Source organism: Thermodesulforhabdus norvegica, from assembly GCF_900114975.1.
Lineage (GTDB): Bacteria > Desulfobacterota > Syntrophobacteria > Syntrophobacterales > Thermodesulforhabdaceae > Thermodesulforhabdus > Thermodesulforhabdus norvegica.
This window is the reverse complement of the sequence record NZ_FOUU01000009.1, coordinates 22023-44841: the sequence shown is the minus strand read 5'-3', so window position 1 is coordinate 44841 and position 22819 is coordinate 22023. Positions and strand designations below refer to the sequence as shown.

General features: G+C 55.9%; 18 protein-coding genes and 2 tRNA genes. 8 read left to right on the top strand and 12 right to left on the bottom strand.

The genetic code is table 11. The features are described 5' to 3' along the window. Positions 1 to 165: 165 nt before the first annotated feature. The 7 genes from BM091_RS14445 to BM091_RS14570 form a co-directional block, all read right to left on the bottom strand. Positions 166 to 5241 carry a DEAD/DEAH box helicase gene (locus BM091_RS14445; RefSeq protein ID WP_093395853.1) on the bottom strand — a complete coding sequence of 1692 codons (5076 nt, stop codon included), beginning with the start codon at positions 5239 to 5241 and terminating at the stop codon, positions 166 to 168. Between the two features lie 143 nt (positions 5242 to 5384). Beyond that, positions 5385 to 8756: an Eco57I restriction-modification methylase domain-containing protein gene (locus BM091_RS11210; RefSeq protein ID WP_093395852.1), complete on the bottom strand. Its 3372-nt coding sequence runs from the start codon at positions 8754 to 8756 to the stop codon at positions 5385 to 5387. Next, entirely contained in the window at positions 8753 to 10915 is a 2163-nt protein-coding gene (locus BM091_RS11205; protein WP_218148887.1) for a helicase-related protein, read from the bottom strand. Before BM091_RS11205 ends, BM091_RS11210 begins: the two co-directional genes overlap by 4 nt. Positions 10916 to 11005: 90 nt before the next feature. Beyond that, the gene (locus BM091_RS14145; RefSeq protein ID WP_218148886.1) at positions 11006 to 11602 is read right to left on the bottom strand and encodes an SNF2-related protein; all 597 of its coding nucleotides are present in this window, start codon (positions 11600 to 11602) and stop codon (positions 11006 to 11008) included. Between the two features lie 31 nt (positions 11603 to 11633). Beyond that, positions 11634 to 12383 carry an ATP-binding protein gene (locus BM091_RS11200; protein ID WP_177193629.1) on the bottom strand — a complete coding sequence of 250 codons (750 nt, stop codon included), beginning with the start codon at positions 12381 to 12383 and terminating at the stop codon, positions 11634 to 11636. Next, a complete protein-coding gene (locus tag BM091_RS14575; protein WP_425443314.1) occupies positions 12364 to 12489 on the bottom strand; it encodes a helix-turn-helix domain-containing protein in 126 nt (41 codons plus the stop codon). Before BM091_RS14575 ends, BM091_RS11200 begins: the two co-directional genes overlap by 20 nt. Then, a complete protein-coding gene (locus BM091_RS14570; RefSeq protein WP_425443313.1) occupies positions 12473 to 12637 on the bottom strand; it encodes an IS1/IS1595 family N-terminal zinc-binding domain-containing protein in 165 nt (54 codons plus the stop codon). The genes BM091_RS14575 and BM091_RS14570 overlap by 17 nt, the downstream gene beginning before the upstream one ends. A gap of 201 nt (positions 12638 to 12838) precedes the next feature. Between BM091_RS14570 and BM091_RS11190 the strand changes: the two genes are divergently transcribed. From BM091_RS11190 to BM091_RS11155, 8 genes are all read left to right on the top strand, one after another. Continuing rightward, a tRNA-Cys gene (locus tag BM091_RS11190) sits at positions 12839 to 12913 on the top strand. Positions 12914 to 12986: 73 nt separating this feature from the next. After that, positions 12987 to 13940 (top strand): tRNA (guanosine(46)-N7)-methyltransferase TrmB, encoded by a 954-nt coding sequence (gene trmB / locus BM091_RS11185; protein WP_177193628.1) that lies wholly within the window; start codon positions 12987 to 12989, stop codon positions 13938 to 13940. A gap of 40 nt (positions 13941 to 13980) precedes the next feature. Then, positions 13981 to 14676, top strand: a complete 696-nt coding sequence (locus tag BM091_RS11180) for a hypothetical protein (RefSeq protein ID WP_093395847.1) — start codon at positions 13981 to 13983, stop codon at positions 14674 to 14676. Then, positions 14654 to 15448, top strand: a complete 795-nt coding sequence (locus BM091_RS11175) for an ATP-grasp domain-containing protein (protein WP_093395846.1) — start codon at positions 14654 to 14656, stop codon at positions 15446 to 15448. Before BM091_RS11180 ends, BM091_RS11175 begins: the two co-directional genes overlap by 23 nt. After that, on the top strand, positions 15445 to 16191 hold the full coding sequence (locus BM091_RS11170) for an SIR2 family NAD-dependent protein deacylase (protein ID WP_093395844.1): 747 nt from the start codon (positions 15445 to 15447) through the stop codon (positions 16189 to 16191). Before BM091_RS11175 ends, BM091_RS11170 begins: the two co-directional genes overlap by 4 nt. Beyond that, positions 16188 to 16742 (top strand): NUDIX hydrolase, encoded by a 555-nt coding sequence (locus tag BM091_RS11165; RefSeq protein WP_093395843.1) that lies wholly within the window; start codon positions 16188 to 16190, stop codon positions 16740 to 16742. The genes BM091_RS11170 and BM091_RS11165 overlap by 4 nt, the downstream gene beginning before the upstream one ends. 59 nt (positions 16743 to 16801) lie before the next feature. Next, positions 16802 to 16879: transfer RNA gene (locus tag BM091_RS11160), tRNA-Pro, on the top strand. Positions 16880 to 17038: 159 nt separating this feature from the next. After that, positions 17039 to 17434: a hypothetical protein gene (locus BM091_RS11155; RefSeq protein WP_093395841.1), complete on the top strand. Its 396-nt coding sequence runs from the start codon at positions 17039 to 17041 to the stop codon at positions 17432 to 17434. Positions 17435 to 17460: 26 nt separating this feature from the next. On the opposite strand, the gene BM091_RS11150 is transcribed toward BM091_RS11155, so the two are convergent. From BM091_RS11150 to BM091_RS11125, 5 genes are all read right to left on the bottom strand, one after another. Further along, entirely contained in the window at positions 17461 to 17910 is a 450-nt protein-coding gene (locus tag BM091_RS11150) for an OB-fold nucleic acid binding domain-containing protein (RefSeq protein WP_093395840.1), read from the bottom strand. Continuing rightward, positions 17876 to 20422: a DNA polymerase III subunit alpha gene (locus BM091_RS11145; RefSeq protein WP_093395838.1), complete on the bottom strand. Its 2547-nt coding sequence runs from the start codon at positions 20420 to 20422 to the stop codon at positions 17876 to 17878. The genes BM091_RS11150 and BM091_RS11145 overlap by 35 nt, the downstream gene beginning before the upstream one ends. 18 nt (positions 20423 to 20440) lie before the next feature. After that, a complete protein-coding gene (gene lexA, locus BM091_RS11140) occupies positions 20441 to 21046 on the bottom strand; it encodes a transcriptional repressor LexA (protein ID WP_093395837.1) in 606 nt (201 codons plus the stop codon). Positions 21047 to 21594: 548 nt separating this feature from the next. Then, positions 21595 to 21804 carry a hypothetical protein gene (locus tag BM091_RS11135; RefSeq protein ID WP_143083139.1) on the bottom strand — a complete coding sequence of 70 codons (210 nt, stop codon included), beginning with the start codon at positions 21802 to 21804 and terminating at the stop codon, positions 21595 to 21597. 153 nt (positions 21805 to 21957) lie between these two features. Beyond that, positions 21958 to 22557, bottom strand: coding sequence for a tyrosine-type recombinase/integrase (locus BM091_RS11125; protein WP_177193627.1), 600 nt, complete (start codon positions 22555 to 22557; stop codon positions 21958 to 21960). Between the last annotated feature and the right edge of the window lie 262 nt (positions 22558 to 22819).

Here is a 22819-nt window from a genome sequence, read left to right as displayed (position 1 = left end):
CGCCTCTGGGATTAATCAATTGGTTCATCACTCAATCTGATTATAGGATTTCTCTTGATGGGGGGCAAGAAAGATGGGCTCACCTCACTCGTGATGCAAGGCCGCATTTGGCGGAAAGGGAGAGTGGGAGGACACCCCCACGCCTCCGACAAGGGATTCCGTCTTTTAACCCGAGGCGAACACATCCGGGTATTGCCCCACCTGAGCGGCCAGGTCCTCGCCCCAGCGGATGACGATGACCCGGTACCCACGTGCCACAAGGGCCTTGCGGGTGGTCTCGTCGACGCGACGCTGGTACCCCGAGTCGTGGGGTGGGCCGTCGCAGAACACCACCACATTCGGCTGGTAGAAGAAATCGGCAATGCAGCGGGGGTCCTGGAAGGACTTCTGTGCGTCGTCGGGAAGACGGTACCCGTGCTCGGCGAGGAAGTTGAGAAAGGCGCGTTCGAACTCGGACTGGGTGCAGCTTTGCAGGTAGGCCAGGTGGTCCTCCCAGCTGACATTCCCGGTGCGGGGGCGGATTTCGGCATTCAGGAGGTGGGTGAACAGATCGCGCACCAGCCGGCGGTTGAGGTGAAGCGCCTCACGCTGGTTGGTGTAGCTCAGAAGGCACTCGTAGCAGGCCTCCCGGCATTCGGGCTTCCGGTCGTTGCCCTGTAAGTCAAAGTGGCAAATCTGCAGCGCTTCTTGCGCCACCAGGGCCATGGCATTCCGCTCTTCGACAAAACGGCGCAACACGCCCAGGCCGCCCTCTGCCGCCTCGTAAAAGAGTATCGCCCGGTGTGCATCCTGTCCCACGCGCTCCACGCCCAGTTCCTGTTCTTCGAGCTGGTAAGCCTGTTCGATACCCCGTTTCAGCGCGTAGGTAAGACTGGCCTCCACACGCGGGTCCTTCCAGAGGGTGGGGTCGTGCGGCCGCACGAGGAGCACGTTCTGCGTTTCCCAGGTGGAAAGCGCCAGCCGTTCCCGGTTGGCACTCTGAGAAGGTGGACCGCCTCGCCGCGGCGCGCGGGCTTCGCGTTCGGCCTCGTTGTCGGTGAGGAGGTCTCCGGAGGCGAGGTCAACAACGAAGCCCACTGGCCGACCTCGCCAGCCGCGGTTGATGTAAAGCAGGGTCGCCGCAGGCGCATAGGTCAGGTGGAAGAGGGGTTGGCCTCCCACCACAACATCCGCCTCCAGCGTGCGGGGTCCAACCCCAGATCGGGCAAACTGATAGGTCACAACGAGGTCGTAACCCATGCGCACCCGCTCTTCCTCGTTGCAGGTAATGCGTTCCCGTCGGACCAGCCGGACGTTGGGGAGGTCGAGGAGGAGCATCGCTTCGCTGTTAACGCCCTCGAAGAGGGTGTTGCAGAGGGGGCATCGCTCCATGCCCGTTTCGGCGAACGCCCCACAGGTGAAGCACAGCCGGATCATCCGCCGGCGCTCTTCCAGGCCGCCGGGTGGGGGCATGAAGGCCCGTACCTGCCACTTGGCCCCCTCGTGGTAGACGATGTTGTGGGGCGCAAACTCCCGAATAGCCAGGTGCCGCGGGCGGGAGATGAATTCGCCTTCCCCGCGTGGCACCCACGCGCGCACCGGCAGCGCCGGGAAGTTGTACCCGGGCAGGAACCCTTCGGAGGCGAGGTAACGGTAGGGGTAGAAATCGCTTTCCTCCCGGGCCACGTCAATCTGCAGCAGGAGGTTCCGCTGGCGCAGGGCTTCCGTTTGTCGGCGGCGGGCTTCGTCCTGGGCTTCTTTGGTCCGCGCCCTGTACATCTCCTGCTGGGCGTGCTCCAGTTCCTGCGTGGCAATGCGGAAGAGCTCCCGCCAGCGGTCGAAGGCCTGGTCGAAGTGTTCCGGCGCCTCGTCCAGCACCCTGCCCAGCCACTGGTCGTCGAACCATCCGGACTGCACAAGGAGGTCCCGGTCCGGGGAGAGGATACGCTCCAGGCGATCGCGCAGGCGGCCGCAGCGCTCTTTCCCCAGGTGAAGGCTGTGTTTGGCGTGGAGCCGCAACGTCAGGTCCGGGTAGGTCTCGGTGTCCACGACCTCTTCGATGGACTGGCGGAGGGGTAAGCCTACCTCCGCCAGCCATTCGGCCTGAGCGTGGGCTCGAATCAAGGTTTCGTTGGTCAGGTCCAGTCGCGGCGCGCGCACGGCGCCCGCGACCATTTCAGCCCGCTGGTGGAAGAAATACTGGTCGTGGCTGCTGCCGGCCACGCAGTAGGTGAAAATCAGCCCAGGCTGCCCTTGCCGTCCTGCACGGCCACTGCGCTGGGCGTAGTTGGCCGGAGTGGGCGGCACATTGCGCATGTGCACCGTGTCCAGGTCCGCGATGTCGATGCCCAGTTCCATGGTCGGCGAGCACACGAGGTAGGGCAGGCGCCGGCCCAGTTCGGGGTTTGTTTGGTCTTCGGGCAGCCAGCGGAAGCGGCGCTCACGGCGTTCTCGCTCGCCAGGGGTGACCACCTGCGCCGTGTGCTCGCGGGCTTCCAGGGTGCGCAGTTCGGGCCCGGCGGTGCTGTAGAAGCGCTGGAAGAAGGGGTTCGCCGGCGCGGACAGCTCCCGGCCCCGGCGGCTGTACACCGGGTCCGGTGGCGGGGATGTGCCGTCGCCAAGCTGCCACACCATGCGCGCCGCGTCCAGCCGGTAGCGTTCCCAGCCGTCATCGCCGACCGCGCGCCTGAGGAAGCCGTGTCGGACGAGGATGTCCAGGAAAGCGGCCATGAAGGCGTCGAAGTCCTCGGGCGTCAGTTCGTTCTGCAAGAAGCGCCCGACGGGTGACCGCGCAGTCATGCTGTAAATGTACCCGTCTCGTGGTTTGGAGCCGGCCTGGTCTGTGGGGCGAACGCACACCGCGGCCTCGCGCAGGTACTCCGTGTCCGGGTCCAGGCCCCAGAACTCGTTGAGGTACTGCTGGGCGCGGCGCGCCAGCCGCCGCAGGAACTCGGCTTCCAGCGTGCGCACGTCGATGGCCAGGCGCTTGCGGATGTAGTCGAGGAAGGCTCTCGTAATCCGGAGACGGTCGTCCGGAGAAGCCTCTGAGAGAACGGGCACCTCCTGCCAGAGGTGGTCCTGCCCGCACAGTTCGTCGAGCCCATCGTACGCAATGCGCAGGAGGCCCACATCCTCCAGGTTGGGCTGCAGGACCCGCCACCCGCGGCGCAGGTCCATGTAAAGCCGGTACTCGGTGAGGTCGCGGAACGTTTCCCACACTTCCCGGGCCACTTTGGAGGTCGGATCCAGGAACCGTTCCCGGGCAATGTCCTGGATTTCCAGGCCCATGTGGTTGACCGTTTCCTCGGCAACGTTGTGGAAGCGCAGTTCCCTGTTCGCCTGCAGGGCCCGGTAGAGGCCTGCCCGCAGCACGGCCATGTGGACGAAGTCGTTGAAGTGGCCCGCCTGGAGGGAGGCGTCCTGACGGCTGTCGGTGAAGGTGAGAAGCTTGTCGCGCACCACCTGGCTTGCGGTCGCATGGCTCAGAGCCGCCGTCGCCAGCACCGTGGTGGCCGAGGATCGGCCTTCGCTGGAGAGAGGGGAGAGCTTGGTGAACTCGGCCTCCCGTTCCGTGTAGTACTCGCCGCAGCGCAAGCACAACCAGAACTTGCGGGGTTGCCACCAGACCGGAGCCGCGCCTTCCACCGCGTCAGGGGCGATGGTGCCATCCGGCTGCACCCAGACCCGTTGAGGAACGCGGCCCCGCCAGGTGGCGCTGACCCGGCCCCGGGCGTCAAGCCACTCTTCGGGAATCTGGCTCTCGTCCCACTCTTCGAAAAAGGTAAGGTACCCCGGCTGCAGGCCTTCTTCCACGTCCCCGCCGGTCGGATGGGGGAGGAACCGGCCTTGCATGTTGTCTCGCAGCACCCAGTAGTACTCCTGACCGCAGATGCGGCAGAAGCGCAACGGGTAAAGGGGACGCTCCGCGGCGACCTGGCCTTCGGCCGAGAACGCCCGCCTTTCAGGAGGCTCCAGGGTAGCGTAGACCGCCCGGCCCTGGGAGATAAACTGGTGGAGTTTGAAGGCGAAGAAGGGCTCCTGCCCCTGGCGGGTTAGTTCCTGGTTGAGGGCAGCCGCGAGGTTGAGGAAGGCTTCCAGGGCGCGGCGGCATTGGTCCTCCGGAAGGCAGATCTGGCTCGCGGGTTCCCCCGCCACTTCGGAAAGGGCCCGCGGGGCGCGGCGGCGGTAACGCCCTTCTCCCTCCGGCTCAATGCCCAGGGCGTATTCCAGCCAGCGGGCCAGGGGGTGACGCCGCAAGGTCTCCAGGTCGGGCTGTTCCGGCAAAGGCCCGTTGAGGGCCGCGCGGAGTTCGGCTATAGAGGGAGGACCGCCTTCAGTTGCCGGTTCCAGCGTTTCCTCAATGACCTGGTCGGGCTCCATGGAGATGCCGAAAAAGCGGCCCACGAACTCGGCCACCACCTGGCGGCGTTCTTCCGGCGTGGCGTCAGGGTGGGCGACCAGGGTGGCGCTGGTGCCGATGTGCACGACGCGCCGCCGCTCCAGCCGGGCCTTCAGACGGCGCACGAGCATGGCCACGTCCGCGCCCTGACGGCCCCGGTAGGTGTGTAGCTCATCAAAGACCAGAAAGAGGGGCACGTCCGGCCGCGGTTCAATCAGGGGACGATCTTCCGGCCGAACGAGCATCAGTTCGGCCATGACGTAGTTGGTCAACAGGATGTGGGGCGGCTGCCGCCGGATGGCCTCCCGTTCTTGCTCCGGGGTTTCCCCTGTGTAGCGAGCGAAGCGGACGGGGAAGGAGCGGCCGGTGCGGGACTCGTAGCGCTGCTGCAGGTCCTTTAGCGCCTGAAGCTGGGAGTTGACCAGCGCGTTCATGGGGTAGACGATGATGGCGACCGGGCCGGGCATGTCGGCCTGACGGACGACCGTGTCCACGATGGGGATGAAGTAGGCGAAGGTCTTGCCGGACCCGGTACCGGAGGTGAGGACAAAGCTCTCGCCCGCGACGGCCTTGCGAATGGCCTCCACCTGGTGGCGGTAGAGGCGGAAGGTAAGGCCATCGGCGCGACGGAAGATGCGGGCGGTTTCCGGGTGAAGCACCGCCTTATGGGCCAGTTCTTTCACCGTCACGTCCCGGCGATAGGCGGGGGAAAGCTGCACCAGTGGCTCGGGCCAGAGCCGTTGCTCTTCCTCCAGCAGCTGGCGCACGAACTCCCGCAGGCGGTCGTCCGCAATGTTGACGAAGGAGCGGACGAAGTCCGCGTAATCCTGCATGACCTGGCTGTGGAAGGTGAAGATACTCATGGCGCCTCTTCCATTATCGAAGCATAGCGCTCGGTGTCCCTATTGGCGTCTATTCTCCCTCTCAAGCCTCTCCCAAGCCTCCAGCACCAGCCGTCGTGTGCGGTGCTCACCGAGGTGTTGGCCATGGTTGTTACAGCGAACACTTATCGATATCTTGGTTTATGTATAGAGTCAACGTATTGGCGCAGACGCATCGGAATCTCAAATGCGCTATAAACTATGGAATTTAAGGCATCCCACAGCTCTTTGCCATTTGGTTCCTGCTGGAGGCCTACGCAAACCTCTGAGAGACTGCCCAGTTTATCGAGCGGTATAGGTATCCTAGCTAAAACGTAACCGTCAAAATGCATAGTTCTCTGAGCTCTGTTGAATATGAACACATGCACGTACCAGTTAATCAAATTAGACATGAGATAACCGGTGATGATAAAAGGATCTATGCCAACGAGCGTGACCGTCAAAATATTTACAGTATCTGTACACACTACTGGACTGCTGCAAATTGTACCAATAATACGAATATGTTCTTGGGGATACTTAATATGCGCAACTATGTTTTGAAATAGTGGTGTGCTGGATGGAGTGACGAATAAACTGGCCTTGTCGATGTCTTCTAATCTAATAAACCCAGAGGGTGTTGGTTCTTGGAATTCCCTAATATTACGTCCTTGTACTATAGGAATGTCTCCAGATGGCTTAATCAGGTTTCTCTTTATTGAAGCGCCTCTCTTTGTTGTGCAAATATCGCTTAACATACAGTGTTCCGATGTCTCGATAATTTCAAGTAACTCTAGATCCCTGGGAGATACTCCAGATGGTATTACATCCAGTTCTTTGCATTTTTCTCTATGAACAAAGTGAGTGTTAAAATGCCCATCACCCGTAATACGTCCTACCTTAATCTGTGGTACTATACTTGTTCCTTTGCTAAGTTGCAGTGTAAGCATAATTTGTTCAAGACGAACTTGTTTCCATGCTTGTCCAACGTCGATAACAGATATAATATAGGGCAACATGTACCTACGCATTTCACGCCATGCATCTGAGTATGTGAACGATTTAGGCATAACAAACCCAATGCGACCATCGGACCTGACTATATTCAATGCTAGGAGAACAAAGTACGAGGCCATGTTTTTAGAAGATCGCGCTTGTAAGTACATACATTGTGCTTTCGCAAACTTAGCACTACGAGCTGTGAAGAGATAACCGTATGGTGGATTACATAACACCACATCAAATCCCCCCTCGGCGAAGACCTCCTGGAACTCCAAGGGCCAGTGGAAGAAGCGGAGGCGCCGGGCCACCGCTTCCGCCATGCCGCTCACTTGGCCATGGACGGGCCGGCCGGCCAGGGCCCGGCGGACGGCGTCGGTGGTAACCGCATTTTTGCCGGACATCAGGTGCTGGAAGAACGCCGCTGTCCACAAATCGCACGCCTGGCGGATGGGCTCCTGGCTCGCGCGCAGCGCCTCGTACCGGCGGGATTTCTCCGCGATGGCCTGAGGCGAATCGTCGGGGAGCGCCTCCACCTCCAGGGTGGCCAGAGCGCATTCGAAGAGGGCCTCGTCCAGCAGGCGCGCGGATACGGCGAGCTGGCCGCTGCGCTCCACCGCGTTGCGCTTCTTAATCTCCCGGGCCAGGGGCCTGTCGTCGTCGGAAACAGGGGCATACGCGGCGTCGGGGATGCCCTCCTTCAGCACGCTCAGGTCAAAGACGCCCACCAGGCTGTCGCCGCAGCGGATGCGGTGGTCCAGGAACGTGAGGGGCTTGCCCGGCACATGGCCTTCAATCCACAGCGCCACCTTGCACAGCTCCACGGCCAGGGGGTTCTTGTCGACGCCGTAGATGCAGTAGGCGATGACCTCCCGTCTGGCCTCCCGCTCGGCCTCAGGGGAAGGCTCCTCTTCTACGGTGCGCATGCGGGCCAGTTCCCTGGCCAGGCGGCGGGCAGCCGCGAGGAGGAAGTGACCGGAGCCGCAGGCAGGGTCCACGACTTTGATGGAAAGGAGGGCCTTCTCCTGAGCAATACGATCTGAGGATCCCTTCAGCCTCTCTTCGATTACCGGTTCCAGCGTGCTCTTGATCAGCTCCTGCACCAGCTCCGGCGGGGTGTAGTAGGAGCCAGTGGACTTGCGCTCGGTGCCCGTGGCGAAGCGGAAGGCGGGACCCTCGGGTTCCTGGACGATGATGGGATGGTGGTCCAGAAGGCTCTCGTAGACCGAACCCAGTTCCTCCACGTCCAGGGCCGCGTAGTTTACCCGGCGCCAGGCCAGGGACTCCTCGTCGTAGTAGTAGGAGAGGTAGTAGATAGCTTCCAGGAGGTCCCGGTTGGTAAGGCGCAGGTTTTCCAGCGCAATGGGCGCGAAGAGGCCGCCGTCCAGCACGGGGAGGCAAAGGAGCGCAGCCAGGGGCCGTCCGTCGGCCTTCGGCGTGGGGTCCCGGAGGAGCTCCCACAGCACCCGCAAGGAGAGCCAGAGGTCCTCATGGTCGGTGTAGGCCTCGCGGCGGTCGGCCAGGCGGCGCAGACGGGTGATGCTGTAGTGGTCCCGGTAGAGGTCCGTGCCACCCAGGAGGTTGCGCTCCTCCGCGACCAGGAGAAAGAGCAAGCGGTAGACCAGCCGGAGCAGATCCTCGTACAGGCCGCGAGCCAAGTCGCCATCCTGGTAGGGTAGTTCGGAGTTGAGTCCCAGGAAGCCGGTCCCCAGAACCTGCAAGGACGCCTCCACGCCGTCCCGCAGGCGGTCACGGGCGCGGTTCCCCTCCTCCAGGGCCTGCTGGTAGTAGAGTTCCAGCCGACACTCGGCCGCGTCGGCAATGCCCTGGGGCGGCCGCGTGCGGTGGAGCAGGCGGTAGAGGACCACAAAGTCGTTGAAGTGGGCGTCGCCTTCGGCCTCAAAGATGGCCTCCAGGTCAAACTCCACGTAGGCCTGCTGGCGGAGCAAGGGGGACTTGCGCAGCAGCCGGAGCACGCGGCCGTTGGTGACGATGCCCCAAAGGTGCTCCGACCGGTTGAGGAATTCCTGCATCAGCGCGTGGGGGGACATGCGCGGGCGGCCGTCGGGATCAACCCGCCCCAGTTCCTTGCGCGCGGCTACAATGTGCACGGGCGGCGCGTCCTCCTTCTCCCCGGCACGGTGGGAGATGTGGTAAGCCATGTCGCCTACCACATAGGCCCTGGAATTGTAATGCAGGTCGTACCCCAGGAGGCTCAGGAAGGGGATCACCCACGCGTTGCGCGTCTCACTCGTGCCCGATTCCTTCTCGGATAGGCGCTCCAGGCGATGGCGGAACACCTGCCACATCTTGCGGGCGTCCCGGTAGAGGGCGGCCGCTTCGTCCAGCACGGAGCGTCCGGCCGGCAGGCCAAAGTCGGTCGGACGCTGGCCGGGCAGCGCGGCGGCCTCCAGTTTCTCCAGGAAGTCGGGGCCGAAGAGCCCACCTGCGAAGTACACCGCGCGCTGGCTCACGGCTACACGAAATGCAATGCGAGGCTCGACCAGGACCACACTCATGGCATCACCTCCGGTTGCAGTAGCAGAATGCCCAGGATATCGGGCGGCCAGTGGGGCTCGACCTTCAGCCCGCGCACCTGTTCGCCCACGCTTTGGCGCACCCGGCGGTGGGCTTCCTCCAGCTGGGCGGCCCGTGCTGCAAGAATGTTCGGCAGCGGGGAGGCATCGGCCTCGGCGAAGAAGGGCTGCAGCGCCTCCAGCACGTCCTGGACCAGCTCCCGCTTCTCAGCCGGGAGCATGTTGGCCGTGGGCTCGGCTGTCAGCAAGGGCAGGGCCTCTTCTGGGGCCAGCCACCGGTCGCTGAAGGCCCGCCACCCGACGACCAGCACTTCTTCGGCCAGGAGCGGGTTGCGGTTCGGCCGGTGGATGAGGTATCGAGGCCGGAGCAGGAGCAGCGCGGTGAGGTGACCGACAGCCCGGGTGCGGATGGCGCCAGCGCGGGCGCTGTGGTCCACCCCGTTCCCTTCCAGGGCTTGCTCGAACAGATAGCGGGCTAACGCGGTGACGAAGGGGTGATTGCGGCCCAGGTACTCGGCCCCTTCCGGTGTCGGACTCGTGAAGGTGATCACCCAGCGTCCCGACCGGTCCCTGGGGAGCGCGTGCTGCACTGCGGCCGGGACGCTCACCAGCGCGGCTTCTTCGGTGATCACCTCCCACACGTCGGCGTACCGGCCCCTTGGCCCGACCTGCAGGCCCACTTTCTGGCGCGCGGTGAGCACGAAGTTGCGGACCGCGTCCGGGTCGCCGAGGACCTGGTCGGTGGCTTCGAGTTCACGGCGCACGATATCAGGTTTGAGTGCGTGCTGGGCAAAGCGGGTGCGGCTCTCCCGCTCCCGCTGGGCGTCCAGTTCCCACTTGCGGTGGATTTCGGGGACCGGGCCTTCGAGCAGGGTCAGCTGTCGATAGATTTGTTCACGGCCGAGGAAGAGGGCGTGGACAAGGGCTTCCATGATGAGCCGTTCTTCTTCGGGCACGGGCACATGGGTGCCCAGGATCCGGCGAATTTCCCGCGCCTTGTCGAGAAGGACGCGAATAATGGCGCCGTCCACGGGGTTATCGCGGCCGTAGAAACGCACGGCCTTCACCACCGGTTTGGGCTGGCCGTAGCGGTCTACCCGCCCTTCCCGCTGTTCCAGGCGGTTGGGATTCCAGGGCAGGTCGTAGTGGATGACGGCGTCAAACCCTTTTTGCAGGTTGATGCCCTCGCTGAGGCAGTCCGTGGCCACGAGCACCCGCCGGCCGGGTTCCCGCATGAAGGCTTCCACCTTGAGCCGGCGCTCTTCCTCACCCAGGCGGCCGGTCACGCAAAGGACGCGGGCGGATGGCGTCTCCGCCGCGAGGGCCGCTTCCAGCTTTTCGGCGACGTACTCGGCGGTGTCCACGTAGTAGCACCAGACGACAGGGTTGTGGCCTTGTTGCAGGAGGCGGCGCACCAGGCGAATGGCCTCCTGCAGTTTTTTGTCCTCGGCCTCAGAAATCGCGGCGGCCATTCGCTCCAGCTCGCGGAGCCGACGCTGTTCCGTGGGCATCAGGTCGGCTTCGGTCTGCTCCAGCAAGGGCGTGGGCACCTCGTCGCTGGGCCGGCGGTCGCTGGGCTCGTAGATCGGCGAGACATCTTCCACGTCCTCTTCGGCGGTAAGCGCTTCGCCCTGGCGGCGTTTGGCCAGGGCCACCGCCGCGGCCCGGGGGCTGGACATCACGCAGCGCAGGAGCACCAGAGCGCTCCACCAGCGCATGCGGCGCTGGTGGGCCGCAAGGGCCAACCCGCTTTTCACGATGTTCTTGCTGAAGCGGTAGACGGCTTCAAAGAGCTCTCGGTAAGCCGGGGAGAGGGTATAGGTGGCGTCGACCGTCTCCCGTTTGGGGAAGATGGGCGCGCCTTTCCACTGCTTCTCGATGTCCATGCGGGTGCGCTGCACAAAGTGCTTGGCGAGCTCCCGGCGCTGCGACTCCGTGAGCTCGGTAAGGTCCCACGCTTCGAACTCCGGCCGCAGGAGACCCAGGAGTTTTTGGAAGGACTCCGCGATGCCGCTGTGGGGCGTGGCGGTCAACAGGATGAGGTGGCGATTGGGGTTAGCGGCCAGCTCCCGGACGAGTTCGTAACGCAGATGCCGGTCCGTGCCGCGGCCGGGCGTTGCGCCGTGGGCCTCGTCCACCATTATGAGTTCCGGCGCGTGGACGAGGAACTGGTGCTTGTTGCGCGGAAACTTCACAAAGTCGATGCTGATAACTTGTACCGGGAAGTGTGCTTACACGCTACGGCCCGGCGGCGTTTGGCGGTCGAGCCGGCCGGCGGTTGCCGAGTTGATCACCACCGCGTCGAAGTGGAACTTCTCCTGAAGCTCCTTTTGCCACTGGTCGCACAGGTAGGGCGGGCAGAGGACGGCAAAGCGACGGATTTCTCCCTGCTCCCAGAGCTCGCGGACGATGAGCCCGGCTTCGATGGTCTTGCCCACGCCCACGTCGTCGGCGATGAGCAGCCGCACGGGCCAGATGCGCAGGGCCATCATGAGGGGCACGAGCTGGTATGTGCGAGGTCGGACGGAGATGCGGCCAAGGGAGCGGAAGGGCGCGGCCCCTTCCCGCAGGAGCAACCTCGCGGCTTGCCAGAGCAGGTGCACGCTCTGGGCATCGGCCACTTCGTCCGAGGAAGGCCACGGGAACCGGGAGGGCGAGAGGCGTTCAAAGGGAAACGTGTACCCCAACAGCTGGGCCAAGGGCAGGTGCACCGCGACCACGTCCTCGCTCGTCCCTGTGAGGGGCCGCAAGAGGGCCACATCCGGCTCCTCTGCGGGGAGCAGAACCCAGTCGCGGTTGCGAAAGCTTACAATAGAACCGGGTTGCATGGTCTGTCTCCTTTTCGATTGGCTCCTTCTGCTACCGGGTATCATACCACACGTTGGCCTCTAAAAACTCCTCCGCCGTGTTGAAAGCGTTGAAGAAAAGAGGCGTGCCGGCAAAGAAGAGGGGAGAAACCAGGCCGATGGTCATAAAGTGGTACACCCGCGAGGTGATCTCAAAAGTGGAATGCGGGTTTCTGAACAACTGGTAAAGGTCCAAGGCTTTGCCCCGTCCCCCTACGAGTTCAATCAACGCCCGGAACTCCTCACCCATTCCCAAACCAAAGCCGAAGAAGAATATGCGCAATTGTTCCACAATGCCACTATCCAGGCTGTAGAGCCTTTGGCTGATAAACATCCATCCCACCCCATATTTACGGGTGGTGTGGGCCGCGTCAATAAGCAGGCTGTGAATAGCCTCTTTTTCCTGATTTTCCGGTTTTTCCATGGGCGCCAACCAGTGAGCTTCGTCCATGGGGACTAAGTTGTTGAGACGGCGCCCTTCTTTGTAGGTCCTCTCAGCTTCTGTGCGAATTCCTTGCAGTACCCTTTTGATCACAAGCGCTTGTATTGTTTCGTTCCAGAGGATAGTTTCTTGATCCCCTGGGCTCTTGTCGCCTCCGAACAGCGGCAACGAGGAAAGGTCATGTGGGACTTGCTTCGCCTGTTCTTGTGAAAGGTCAATGACCACCAACGGCCGGGTTCCTTCCGTGGGCGCCAGCAATTTGTAGAGCAGGTGGTCCACTTTTTGGACTTTCCCCCGATCTTTACGGAACAGCCATGTCACATAAAGCCCATAGGGCTTTTTTTATCCATGAATACACAGTAGCTAAACTGATAGCCAAAACCCTACTTATACTAGAGATATTCATGCCCTCAAGATACATACCAATAGCCTTCTTCTTTTAGCCACCTCGGATGCATATGCCTCTCAGCTTCAGGGGTAAATCTATAATTGCAATGCCTGCAAAGGTAAGTCTGCTTCCCATTTGACCTCCCGTTCTTTTTGCACCAGTTGTTACCGCAGTGCGGGCATCTCATATCTTCTCTGAAAAACTTGCGCCTGCCCATCACTATCAAATCCCTACCGATCAAAAATCTCCGTGAGCCCCATAAGAAAACTTCCCATGGTCAAACCACCCGCTTATGCTACAAAAACCGGACAATTAATGTGTTGCTAACAACGGGTTCCAAACGGGCTTGACAATAAAACTTTGTTCGGCTACCAAACTATAGTGGTAAGGCGGCATACCCAAGTGGTAAGGGAGCGGTCTGCAAAACCGTTATTCGCCGGTTCGAATCCGGCTGCCGCCTCCAACGAGGCCATAAAGGGGACGATCGCAAGGTCGTCCCTTTTTTGTTGAATGACCGTATTTGTGGTGGTTTCCCGGTGAAGGCAAGATATATTTCGCTCGGTCCTTTAATCGATTGGAGAAGAGTAAACAGACCCATCGATTGGAATGAAGTTTTCAGGAACGACGACCCGGTAGTTCTGGAGATAGGTTTCGGAAATGGTGAATATCTTATCCGCAGGGCGAAAACAGAGGCTAATAAGAATTTTGTGGGAATCGAAAAAGAGTGGCAGTCCGTATGGAGGGCTTTGAGGCGAATTGCTCAAAATCAACTTTCAAACGTTCGCCTTTTGAAAGCAGATGCTCGATGGGCTGTGCATCACCTTATGGGTACCGGTGTTTTTTCGGAAATCTACAGCCTTTTTCCGTGCCCCTGGCCCAAAGAGCGACATGTGTCTAGAAGGCTTTTTTCAAATCGGTGTCTTAAGAGATTAAACAACAGTCTTGTGGGTGGTGGCGTTTTGTGGATTGTTACCGACGATGATGTTTATGCAAACTGGATTAAGGAACAATCAGAAGGGTCGGGTTTTCAGGTCCTGCACGAATTTATACCCCCTTCCTTTGGAACTAAGTACGAGACAAAATGGGTAAACGAAGGATTGCGGCAATTTCACAAGATCACTCTTATAAAAAAACAGGATAGTCTGTTTATGCCCGAGGGAGAGATTATCGTGAGGACCTATAGAGTTTCCGAATTCTATCCAAATGACTTTTATCCGGATCCGGTTAGAGGTAATGTAGTTGTTGACTTCAAGGATTTTTTGTACGATTCCAACAGGGGAAAGGCTCTTCTGCGGGCGGTGGTTGTGGAAGATGAATTTGTTCAGGATTTCTGGATTGAAATATCAAGATCCAGGGACGGTAGATGGCATATCAAGCCGGCATCGGGTTGTGGTTGGATTCCAACCGTAGGACTTCAGAAAGCCCTCGATGCCGTCTATGCGTACTGTACGAAAAGATCGGAGCAAACCGGGGCCGCGAAACAGTCGTAATGTTATTAAGGCACCGATTAATTTTTAAGGAACCGGGCCTGTGAAGAAGAAAGACTCTGAACCCGGGAAAAGCATTCCAAGGCTTCAGCAAATCATGTTAATCAGTGCACTACGGCGGAAGGATATACGCAGGACTTCTACACCCCTTTACAGACTTCTCGGTGTTTTTGAATCCAGGATTACAAGAGAGGTTTTAAAGCCCGGGTATATCGAAGGGAGGCTGGCTCAGTATCAACATCTGCTCGAATCGGCCGGTTATGCAAAGTGGAAAGTGGTCTTGTGGGAAAAGAAGGTCGGTTTTCTATTTGCTCAGGACGAACGAAAAAATCTAGTTGAACTCATGTACGAGAAGGTGAAAGAAGAGATTGCTCCACTAACGGGCTGGCTCATCACCGTTGTTATTCATGATCCGGATGGTGATATCCCCTTAAAGCAGATCAGCACCTCCAGGTGTAAGTGCATAAGGGCAAGGGGGCCTATAAGGGGTGATGTGTACCTTCATGAAATTGCCGCAGAGCTTTTCTATCGACCTCATGTGCCCGCAAACATTACTCCGGAGCGGATGATGGAGGACATGGGAACCGGAAGGTTTCGCTCCACCATGGCAACGCTGGAAAGGGCTCTCAGGGTGCTGGAAGAATCGGGTTGGGTCGTTGTTGTTAAAACCCGCTGGAATCTTCCTGCTATGGCACTGACGGCGGAGGGTTACCGGGTTGCCAGGGCTCTTGGAAAATAGCCGCGTTAAGTACGCTCTGGGAAGACACCTGAGGGTCTGCAGGAGCATAAGGCAACCGAAGGAGGCTTTAGACCTTGACGTTAACTCAGAAACGATACATCGGGTGCTTGGTGAAGCTTCTGATGTCTTTTATCCCGGTCAGGTTCTCGATCCTCTTTTTAAAGCCCTGGGCAAACGTGTCTTTCCCGGAAATTTTTATTCCTTCATGGGGAACAAGATAAGGCAGTCTCTGCTTTTTCAATGGCTTGGAATTCCACATCCGAGAACCAAAATCTATTATGGGGCACGTAAAGAAGAGCGAATACTCCGTGATTTTTCCTTTCCTTTTGTTGGCAAACGGGCTGTTGGTGGTTCTCAGGGAAAAGAGGTCTTTCTCATCCGTGACGAAAAGGAACTGGAAACTTATCTTAGCCTGTATCATCCGGCCTACGTCCAGGAGTATATTCCCGCCAGTAGAGATTTAAGGATCGTGGTTTTTGCAGGCCATGTCATCCACGCCTACTGGAGAATCGGTAAACCGGGTGATTTCAGGCATAATGTTTCGCGGGGCGGCAGTGTGGAGTTCGAAAATATACCCGAAGACGCCCTGGAGTTTGCCCGATGGGTAGCCGAAAGGTGCGGTTTTGATGAGGTGGGTCTGGATATATTACCACGAGGCGAGTCTTATCTGGTTTTAGAGGCGAATATGGTTTACGGTTTAGAAGGTTTCAGACGCAGAGGGCTGGACATCAACAAGATTTTCTCAAGGGCCGAAAAGGAGGGCTGGATTTGACGGACCGCGACCTGATCCGGAATATCAGGAAGCGAATCATGGATTCAAAGAAGCTGGTTGTTTTAACCGGTGCTGGGATTTCGGCCGAATCCGGTGTTCCCACCTTCCGGGGTGAAGGTGGCCTCTGGAGATCGTACCGCGCCACGGACCTTGCAACCCCTCAAGCCTTCTCGAAAAACCCTGTCCTCGTCTGGGAGTTTTATTTATGGAGGAGACGGCTTATCTCGAAATGCAAACCCAATCCCGCTCATTTGGCCCTGGCCGGTTTTGAAAGCTACAAACCCGTACTTGTAATTACCCAGAATATTGATGGGCTGCATCAAAAGGCGGGGAGCAGGAACGTCCTGGAAATACACGGCAGCATATGGCGTGTAAGATGTGTGAAGTGCGGGAGGCTTAGGGACGACGATAGGCTTGAGATGGATCTTCCGCCCGTGTGCAGCCTATGTGGAGGTCTGGAAAGGCCTGATGTGGTGTGGTTCGGAGAGAGCCTGGACGAGGGGATTTTAAAGGGAGCTCTGGATGCTCTCATGAGTGCCGAGGTGCTTTTGATTGTGGGCACCTCGGGAGTTGTTGAACCTGCCGCTTCTTTCGGTCGTTTCGCGGCATCTCACGGCGCTTATGTGGTTGAGGTTAATCTTGAACGGACGCCTCAATCTCCTTATTATGCCTGCACCATATTGGGCAGGGCCGGTGAGGTATTACCCGAATTGCTTACTTTTGAGGAGATCTCGCAGAAATGAGCAGTCCTTGGAAGGTTGTTGACAGCAGGCTGGAGCACTGTGCGGGGATGTTCAGGGTGCGTATTGACAGTGTGATCATGCCTCGGAACAAAAGAAGGTATAACGTCTATGCTCTTCAGTTGAGCGATTGGGTTAATGTCGTGGCGCTTACACCTGAAAAGAATGTTATCCTGGTAAAACAGTACCGACATGGGGTTCGAGACTTTACACTGGAGTTTCCGGGAGGTGTTATAGACCCAGGAGATACTCCCGAGGAAGCTGCCCTGAGAGAACTTCGCGAAGAAACGGGATACGAAGTCGAGGAGCTTTTACCTGTCGGTATGGTATATCCCAATCCTGCAATTCAAACCAACAGGTGTTTTACGTTCCTGGGGAAAAATGCAAAGCAGATCCATGACCAGCAGTTAGATGAGCTGGAGGATATTGAGGTAATAACTGTTCCCGCACGCACAATTGCTGAGATGATTCGTGAAGGCAAAATAAACCACGGATTGATTGTTTCGGCTTTCGGCCTTTGTATGTTGCAGTATCCGGAGCTTTTCAGCCTGTAGCCCCTTTAGGACACTTTTCTTGCATTCCCCGATTAGCTGTGTTAGTTGAGAAAAAAGGTCGGGGCGTGGCGCAGCCTGGATAGCGCACCTGCCTTGGGAGCAGGATGTCGGAGGTTCAAATCCTCTCGCCCCGACCAGTAAAATCAATGATTTCAACTCAAATTTTCCATTTTTTGTAAACGCCTACTGGAAATTCTAGAGTTTTCAAAGATTTATTGTTCCACATAGTGTAACTGTATACTTAAATTCGTTTTATTTTTGAAATGTATGGAAGTAATCTGTAAAATGTAATTGCTATGGAAACAAAAGGAACCAGAACAATAATAGCAAGAAAACGGGGCAACAGGAAATATTACTATTACTCCCGATCCTATCGTGTAAAGGTCGATCCAAATGCTACGGGAAAGACCAGGGGATCGGGAAAGAGTAAGGTTGTGACCCGGCAGGTTTACCCGGGCACTGCAGAAGATATATTGAAGCTGATTGAAGAAGCCCGGAAGCATCAGGAACCCAAAAAGGTAAGCTCCCGGCAGTTCGGCCTTCCCATGGCATTTTTTGAGGTGGCAGAAAGAATTGGGCTGAGGGATATTATAAACAGAGTGGTTCCCGGGAAGGTCTGTGGGATCTCGCCGGGGGATTTTGTGCTCATGGCCGCCATAAACCGCCTTGGTAATCGTCTCGGCAAGGCATAAAGATGAAAACTTTCGGCCAAATCACGCTAAAGTGTATCGCACGAACGGCAGGTCATGTTTTTATCCATAACCAAAGGCACGGCTTTAGAGATGACTACACAGCATGTTCTTTCACCAATGCGTTTAACAGCACCTTCAAACAAGCATAAAGAGTTTGCTAAAATAATTTTAGCGTACTTTTTCTGGGCATCAGGGAAGAGAACCAAATCAATGAGGCCCAGCTCGTCTTCTGCTGTTATAAACATTATCCGTTTCCCACTCCGAGTCGGTGGTGTGTGAACCAGAATAATGCGGCCCGGTATTTTTACATGGCGACCATTCGGGATATTCCTCAGTTTTTTACTATTTATTGCGTTTTTGCTCGTCAAAAAATGTCTGAATGGCTCAAGGGGGTGTACCTTGACGTTTACTGTAAGACACTCCCTTTCTGCAATAGCAACCTTAAGCGACCTTTCCTTCATTGTTTCCGAGCCCATCAAAAGCTCCTATGGTGAAAAGCGTACAGAAAATTTTTCGGCTCAACTTTACACGGGCAAGGAATTCCGGGATCGACTTAAAGGGACCGTGAGCTTCTCTATCTTTTACAATTTTCTCAGCCGTTTTTGCCCCAATTCCCTTCACCGCACAAAACCCTACTCGGATGCCGTTACTTTCAATCGTGTATTCAAAACGGCTGAAGTTTACGTGTGGTGGGTACACCGGGAAGCGCCTTCTTGCTTCGTTTAGAATCACCCATGGTGGGTAACTGCCCACTTGACCGGAGTTTAACAGCCCGAGATAGAACTCAAGAGGGAAATGAGCTTTAAGATATGCCGACTGATAAGTTATGTATGCGAAGGCCGCAGCATGGGCCTTACAAAAACCGTAAGAAGCGAAAGCAGAAATCTGTTTCCATGCTTTTTCTGCAACAAAACGTGAATAGCCCGACTTGATACACCTTGAAATGAACTCAACCCTGAGTTTTTCCATTTCCTCAGGGCTTCTATCATGGGTCATGGAACGCCTGAATACATCTGCCCATTCCAGGCTGGAGTTTGTCAACTTTGCCACCATCTTCAAAACTTGCTCCTGATAGACGAGAATCCCGTAGGTTTCTTCAAGAATAGGCTTTAGCTCAGGGCAAAAATATTCCACGGGTTCTTTCCCGTGTTTGCGCCTTATGAAAGGGGTTGCCATTTTTGCCTGCATCGGGCCCGGGCGAAAAAGTGAAATTTCAATCATTAAGTCTGAAAAACATTTCGGTTGTAATCTGCTTAAAAGCTGCCTCTGGCCAGGACTTTCCAGCTGGAAAACACCCACAGTCTCGGTTGAGCATAATAACCTGTAGGTGTCTGAATCATTAAGATGGATGTTATCCAAATCCAGTGCTTTACCGTTTTCTTTTATGTAGGAAAGGGTTTTAGAAATGGCCGTGTGCATTCTAAGTCCAAGAAAATCAAACTTGGGAAGTCCCAGTTTTTCAATGTCATCTTTGTCATATTGGGATAAAGGAAAACCGGAAGGGGAAAGCTCAAGAGGCACCATGTCCAATAGACTTTCAGAGAGGATGATACCCCCGAGGTGTGTGGAAATTTGTCTTGGAAGACCGCTTAGGTTTCCTACAAGCCTCACGAGCTCATTTTCTTCGTGCAGTGGGCTTTCTGCAAGCTCAGGTAATTTTTTTAAAGCCTCGTTAATTTCGTTCGGGCGGAGATGATACGGGAGAAACTTTGTAAGTTCTGAGACTTCTCCGAGATGCCTTCCCATGGCTCGCGCAACATCCCTTACAGCACCTCTTGCCCTGTAGGTTGATAGGGTTGAAACGAAAGCGGCCTTGCCTTTGAAACGGTGGAACACGTATCGTATAACCTCGTTTCTTCGTTCCGAATCAAAGTCAACATCTATGTCGGGTGGGTCGAAGCGCCCTTCGTTTAGAAATCTTTCAAAAAGAAGATTATGTTCAATGGGGTCAGGACCTCCAAAAAGAAGATAGGTTACTAGAGAGCCCACGGCAGAACCCCGGATACTCAAGCGTATTCCTCGATTTCTTGCCCAGGAAACGACATCGTAAACTACCAGAAAATAGCTGGAGAAATTCCTCGAAAAAATAAGATTAAGTTCCTTTTCAAGCCTTCTCAGAACCTCGAGTGTTACCGGCTTGTACCTGACAGCCAGATTTCTAAAACATAGCTCTGTTAGCCTTTCTGTATCACGGTCAAATACCTTCGGTGGGTGCACCCTGAAAAGTTCCATGGTGAAATCGACCTTTTCAACCACTTCACCGATTGCGTGAAAAACTTCCGGAGGAAGAACACAGGACATCTCCTGTTCGCTTTTTAAATAAAATTCGTCGCATGGTAGAGGGGATATTGCTCTGTGGTGAACTGTCTGTTGTATTTTCACGAGAATCTGATGAATTATGAAGTCTTCCTTTTTCAAGAAGGTTACGGCGTTGGTACCAACAGTTTTGGAACCGATTTTTTTAGCCAGACGCATTAGCTCACCCGAAACTTCTATGTCTGTTTTAATGGAGTGATTTTGTATCTCAACATAAAGATCTGCTTCGAAGATATCCTTTAAAAGCCCAAGAAATTCCTTTGCCTCGACAAGCTTCCCGCTTCTGATAAGCTTCCACGCCCTTCCGTCCCGACCTCCGGTAAGACAAATGAGCCCTCGGTGATAAGTGTTTATGTCATCAAGAGAAAATACGTCCCTTTGTGCCAATTTTGTCGCGGTTATAAGACGGGCAAGGTTGCTGTAGCCCTCTTTGTTTTTAACAATCAAAACCAGTATGCTTCCATCCGACAGGGGGGCTTCAATACCCAGGATGGGTTTTATACCTGCACGATTTGCTGCTTTCACGAATTTTACTGCACCGTAAAGCCCTCCTCTGTCGGTAATAGCAACAGAAGACATTCCCAGGGCTTTTACTCTACGTACAAGCTGTTCGGGAGTAAAAGTTCCGAAAAGAAATGTAAAAGCACTTCTGACATGGAGGTGGCAAAACATTATTTTCCCAAATGCTTTTTAAATACTGGATTTTCTAATGAGACCCACCATTATTCCAACAATTTGAGGCGACTGGGGGTGCCTGAAAACAAGAGGCCTATAAGAAGGGTTTTCAGGCCTCAATTCCACCCTTCCGTCGGGATATTTTTTAATCCTCTTCAGGGTCACTTCTCCGTCAACAATTGCCGCAACGATCTGCCCATTCTCTGCGCTGCTCTGTTGGCGAATAATCACGATGTCTCCGTCTCTTATTCCAGCCCCTTCCATCGAATCACCCTTTACCCTGACGGCGAACTTTACCCCTGAGCCGAAAAAGCCCGGATCTATTGGAATAACCTCCCGAAAGTCTTCAATGGCTTCTTCGGGAAAACCGGCCGGGATTTTCCCGACGAGGGGCACACCCCCGAAAGGGGCAGTTAGTATCTCTATTCCCCTTGCTTTCCCCCGTGAGATTCTTATTGCCCCTTTCTTTTCAAGGCTATCCAGATGGCTGGCCGCCGTTCTCGGCGATGAAAAACCAAATTTTTCCATTATTTCTTGAATAGTGGGAGGAAAGCCATGGTCTTTCTGATACTGAATGAGGAAGTTCAAAACTTCCGTCTGCTTTCTGGTTAGCTTTTTCATGATCGTAAGCCCTGTCGTTCTGTGCGGTGATTTCTATACCATAAATATTTATGCATTAACATTTATACAGATTTTTGTTTCCGCAGGCAATTAAAATCGATTGTAGCAATGATCCGCTTTGAACCTGCCCAAAAGCGACATGGCGAAACTACAATTCTCCTGCGGACTTATCCCCCCTTTCGGTTTTGCTGCAAGAATAAAAAATTTTGTAAAAATCCCAGATTTTGAAATTCCCATCGTGACTCCGGGGCCGCTTCAGGCTACCGGAGCAAGCAAATCCGAAGCGTCCGTATAGTGACCCCCGGCTGAAGCGCACCGGTAGTAGGAGGTAAATTCGATCATGCAAAGGAGGTGTGTGATGAAAGGGAAAGGCGTTTGCGGATTCGTATCCGCAGGTGAAGGGCCAATCGTAAAAAAGATATCATGCCGGAAGTCCTAAAGGGGCACAAGACCATCCCTGGACGAGGCGCCCAAGCAGGATCTCAAACAGAACAAAGTTCAATGGTGGGTCGGTATGCTCACGGTGTTCGGCACGCAGGCTCTGAAGGTCAAGTGCTCCGGAGGGTACCCTCCCCGCCGCCTATGGTAGCCCGCATCCTGCGGGCCCTGTCTCCTTTAAGTTTGTTTTTGCCAATGCGAACCACGGCGGTGATCGTCTTACCGAATATCCTGCGCACCATGTACGGGTATTCGATGTCGGCCGTTGTCCCCGGATAGTTCGGCACCGTAAGGATCATGTGCAAAAAAAAACGGCACATTTCCTGCCGGAGGATCTGAAGCCGGATTTTTTTCGTTTCGGGGTGATTCCTAAAGCGTTCCAGGGCTTGCAGGTGTCTGGGAAGGAATATGCCGGTGTCGTCTTCCAGATTTTCTTCTGCAAAATGTTCAAGCAGTACTTTACGTGTTCTAACTCATTGCTCATGGCCCTGTTCCCCGGGTTCTGCAAAGGATATTGCGTTGTCGGGGTTTACCCTGCCGGCTACCTTTTCGAGCTCTTTTACGGCCTTTCTCTGGGCTTCTGCTGCAAGGTGTGCGTAACGCTCCGTCATGGCGAGTGTCTTGTGTCCCATGAGCTCTTTGACGGTGTAGATCGGAACACCGGCTATTACGAGCCAGGACCCGAACGTGTGGCGCAGTGTGTGAAAGCATACCTTCATTCGGGGATCCTGGATGCCTTCGTTTAGCCCCAGGGCTTTTACGCTTCTCACGAAGGCTTTGGAGATTTTCTGGATCTTCCTGCCGTGTTTTTTGTCTTTGAAAACAAATTCGTCCGGCTGTCCGGAGGTTTTGGAAGCGAACATTTTCGACACGGCATCGGTCATGTAGGCCACACGGGTGGTGTTATTCTTGGGGTCCCGGATGTAGATTGCCCCGCTTGCAAGGTCTATGTCTCCCCAGGTAAGGTTTGCTATCTCGCCGAACCGTAAGCCGCAGTGAAGGGCAATCAGACAGATTCGGGAGCAGGATGTCGGAGGTTCAAATCCTCTCGCCCCGACCAGTAAAATCAGCAACTTAGAAAATCTCAGTTTTTAAAATTTCCCCACCGGTTTCCTATGAAAGAAGAGTCGGGCTGTGAAGGTCGGGCTTTCGGGCTGCGCCGGCAGGGGCCACGCCGGAGAAATTCCAGGGCAAACAGACGGGCCATCACTGGAAACACACCTTACGCTAACGCTCCGTATTTCCAGAACTTCAGGACGGCAACGGTTTCCGCTCCGGCACCATCGCCTTCTTTAGACTCATGATTCCCTAAACTTCAGTTTGCTTTCCTCTGGA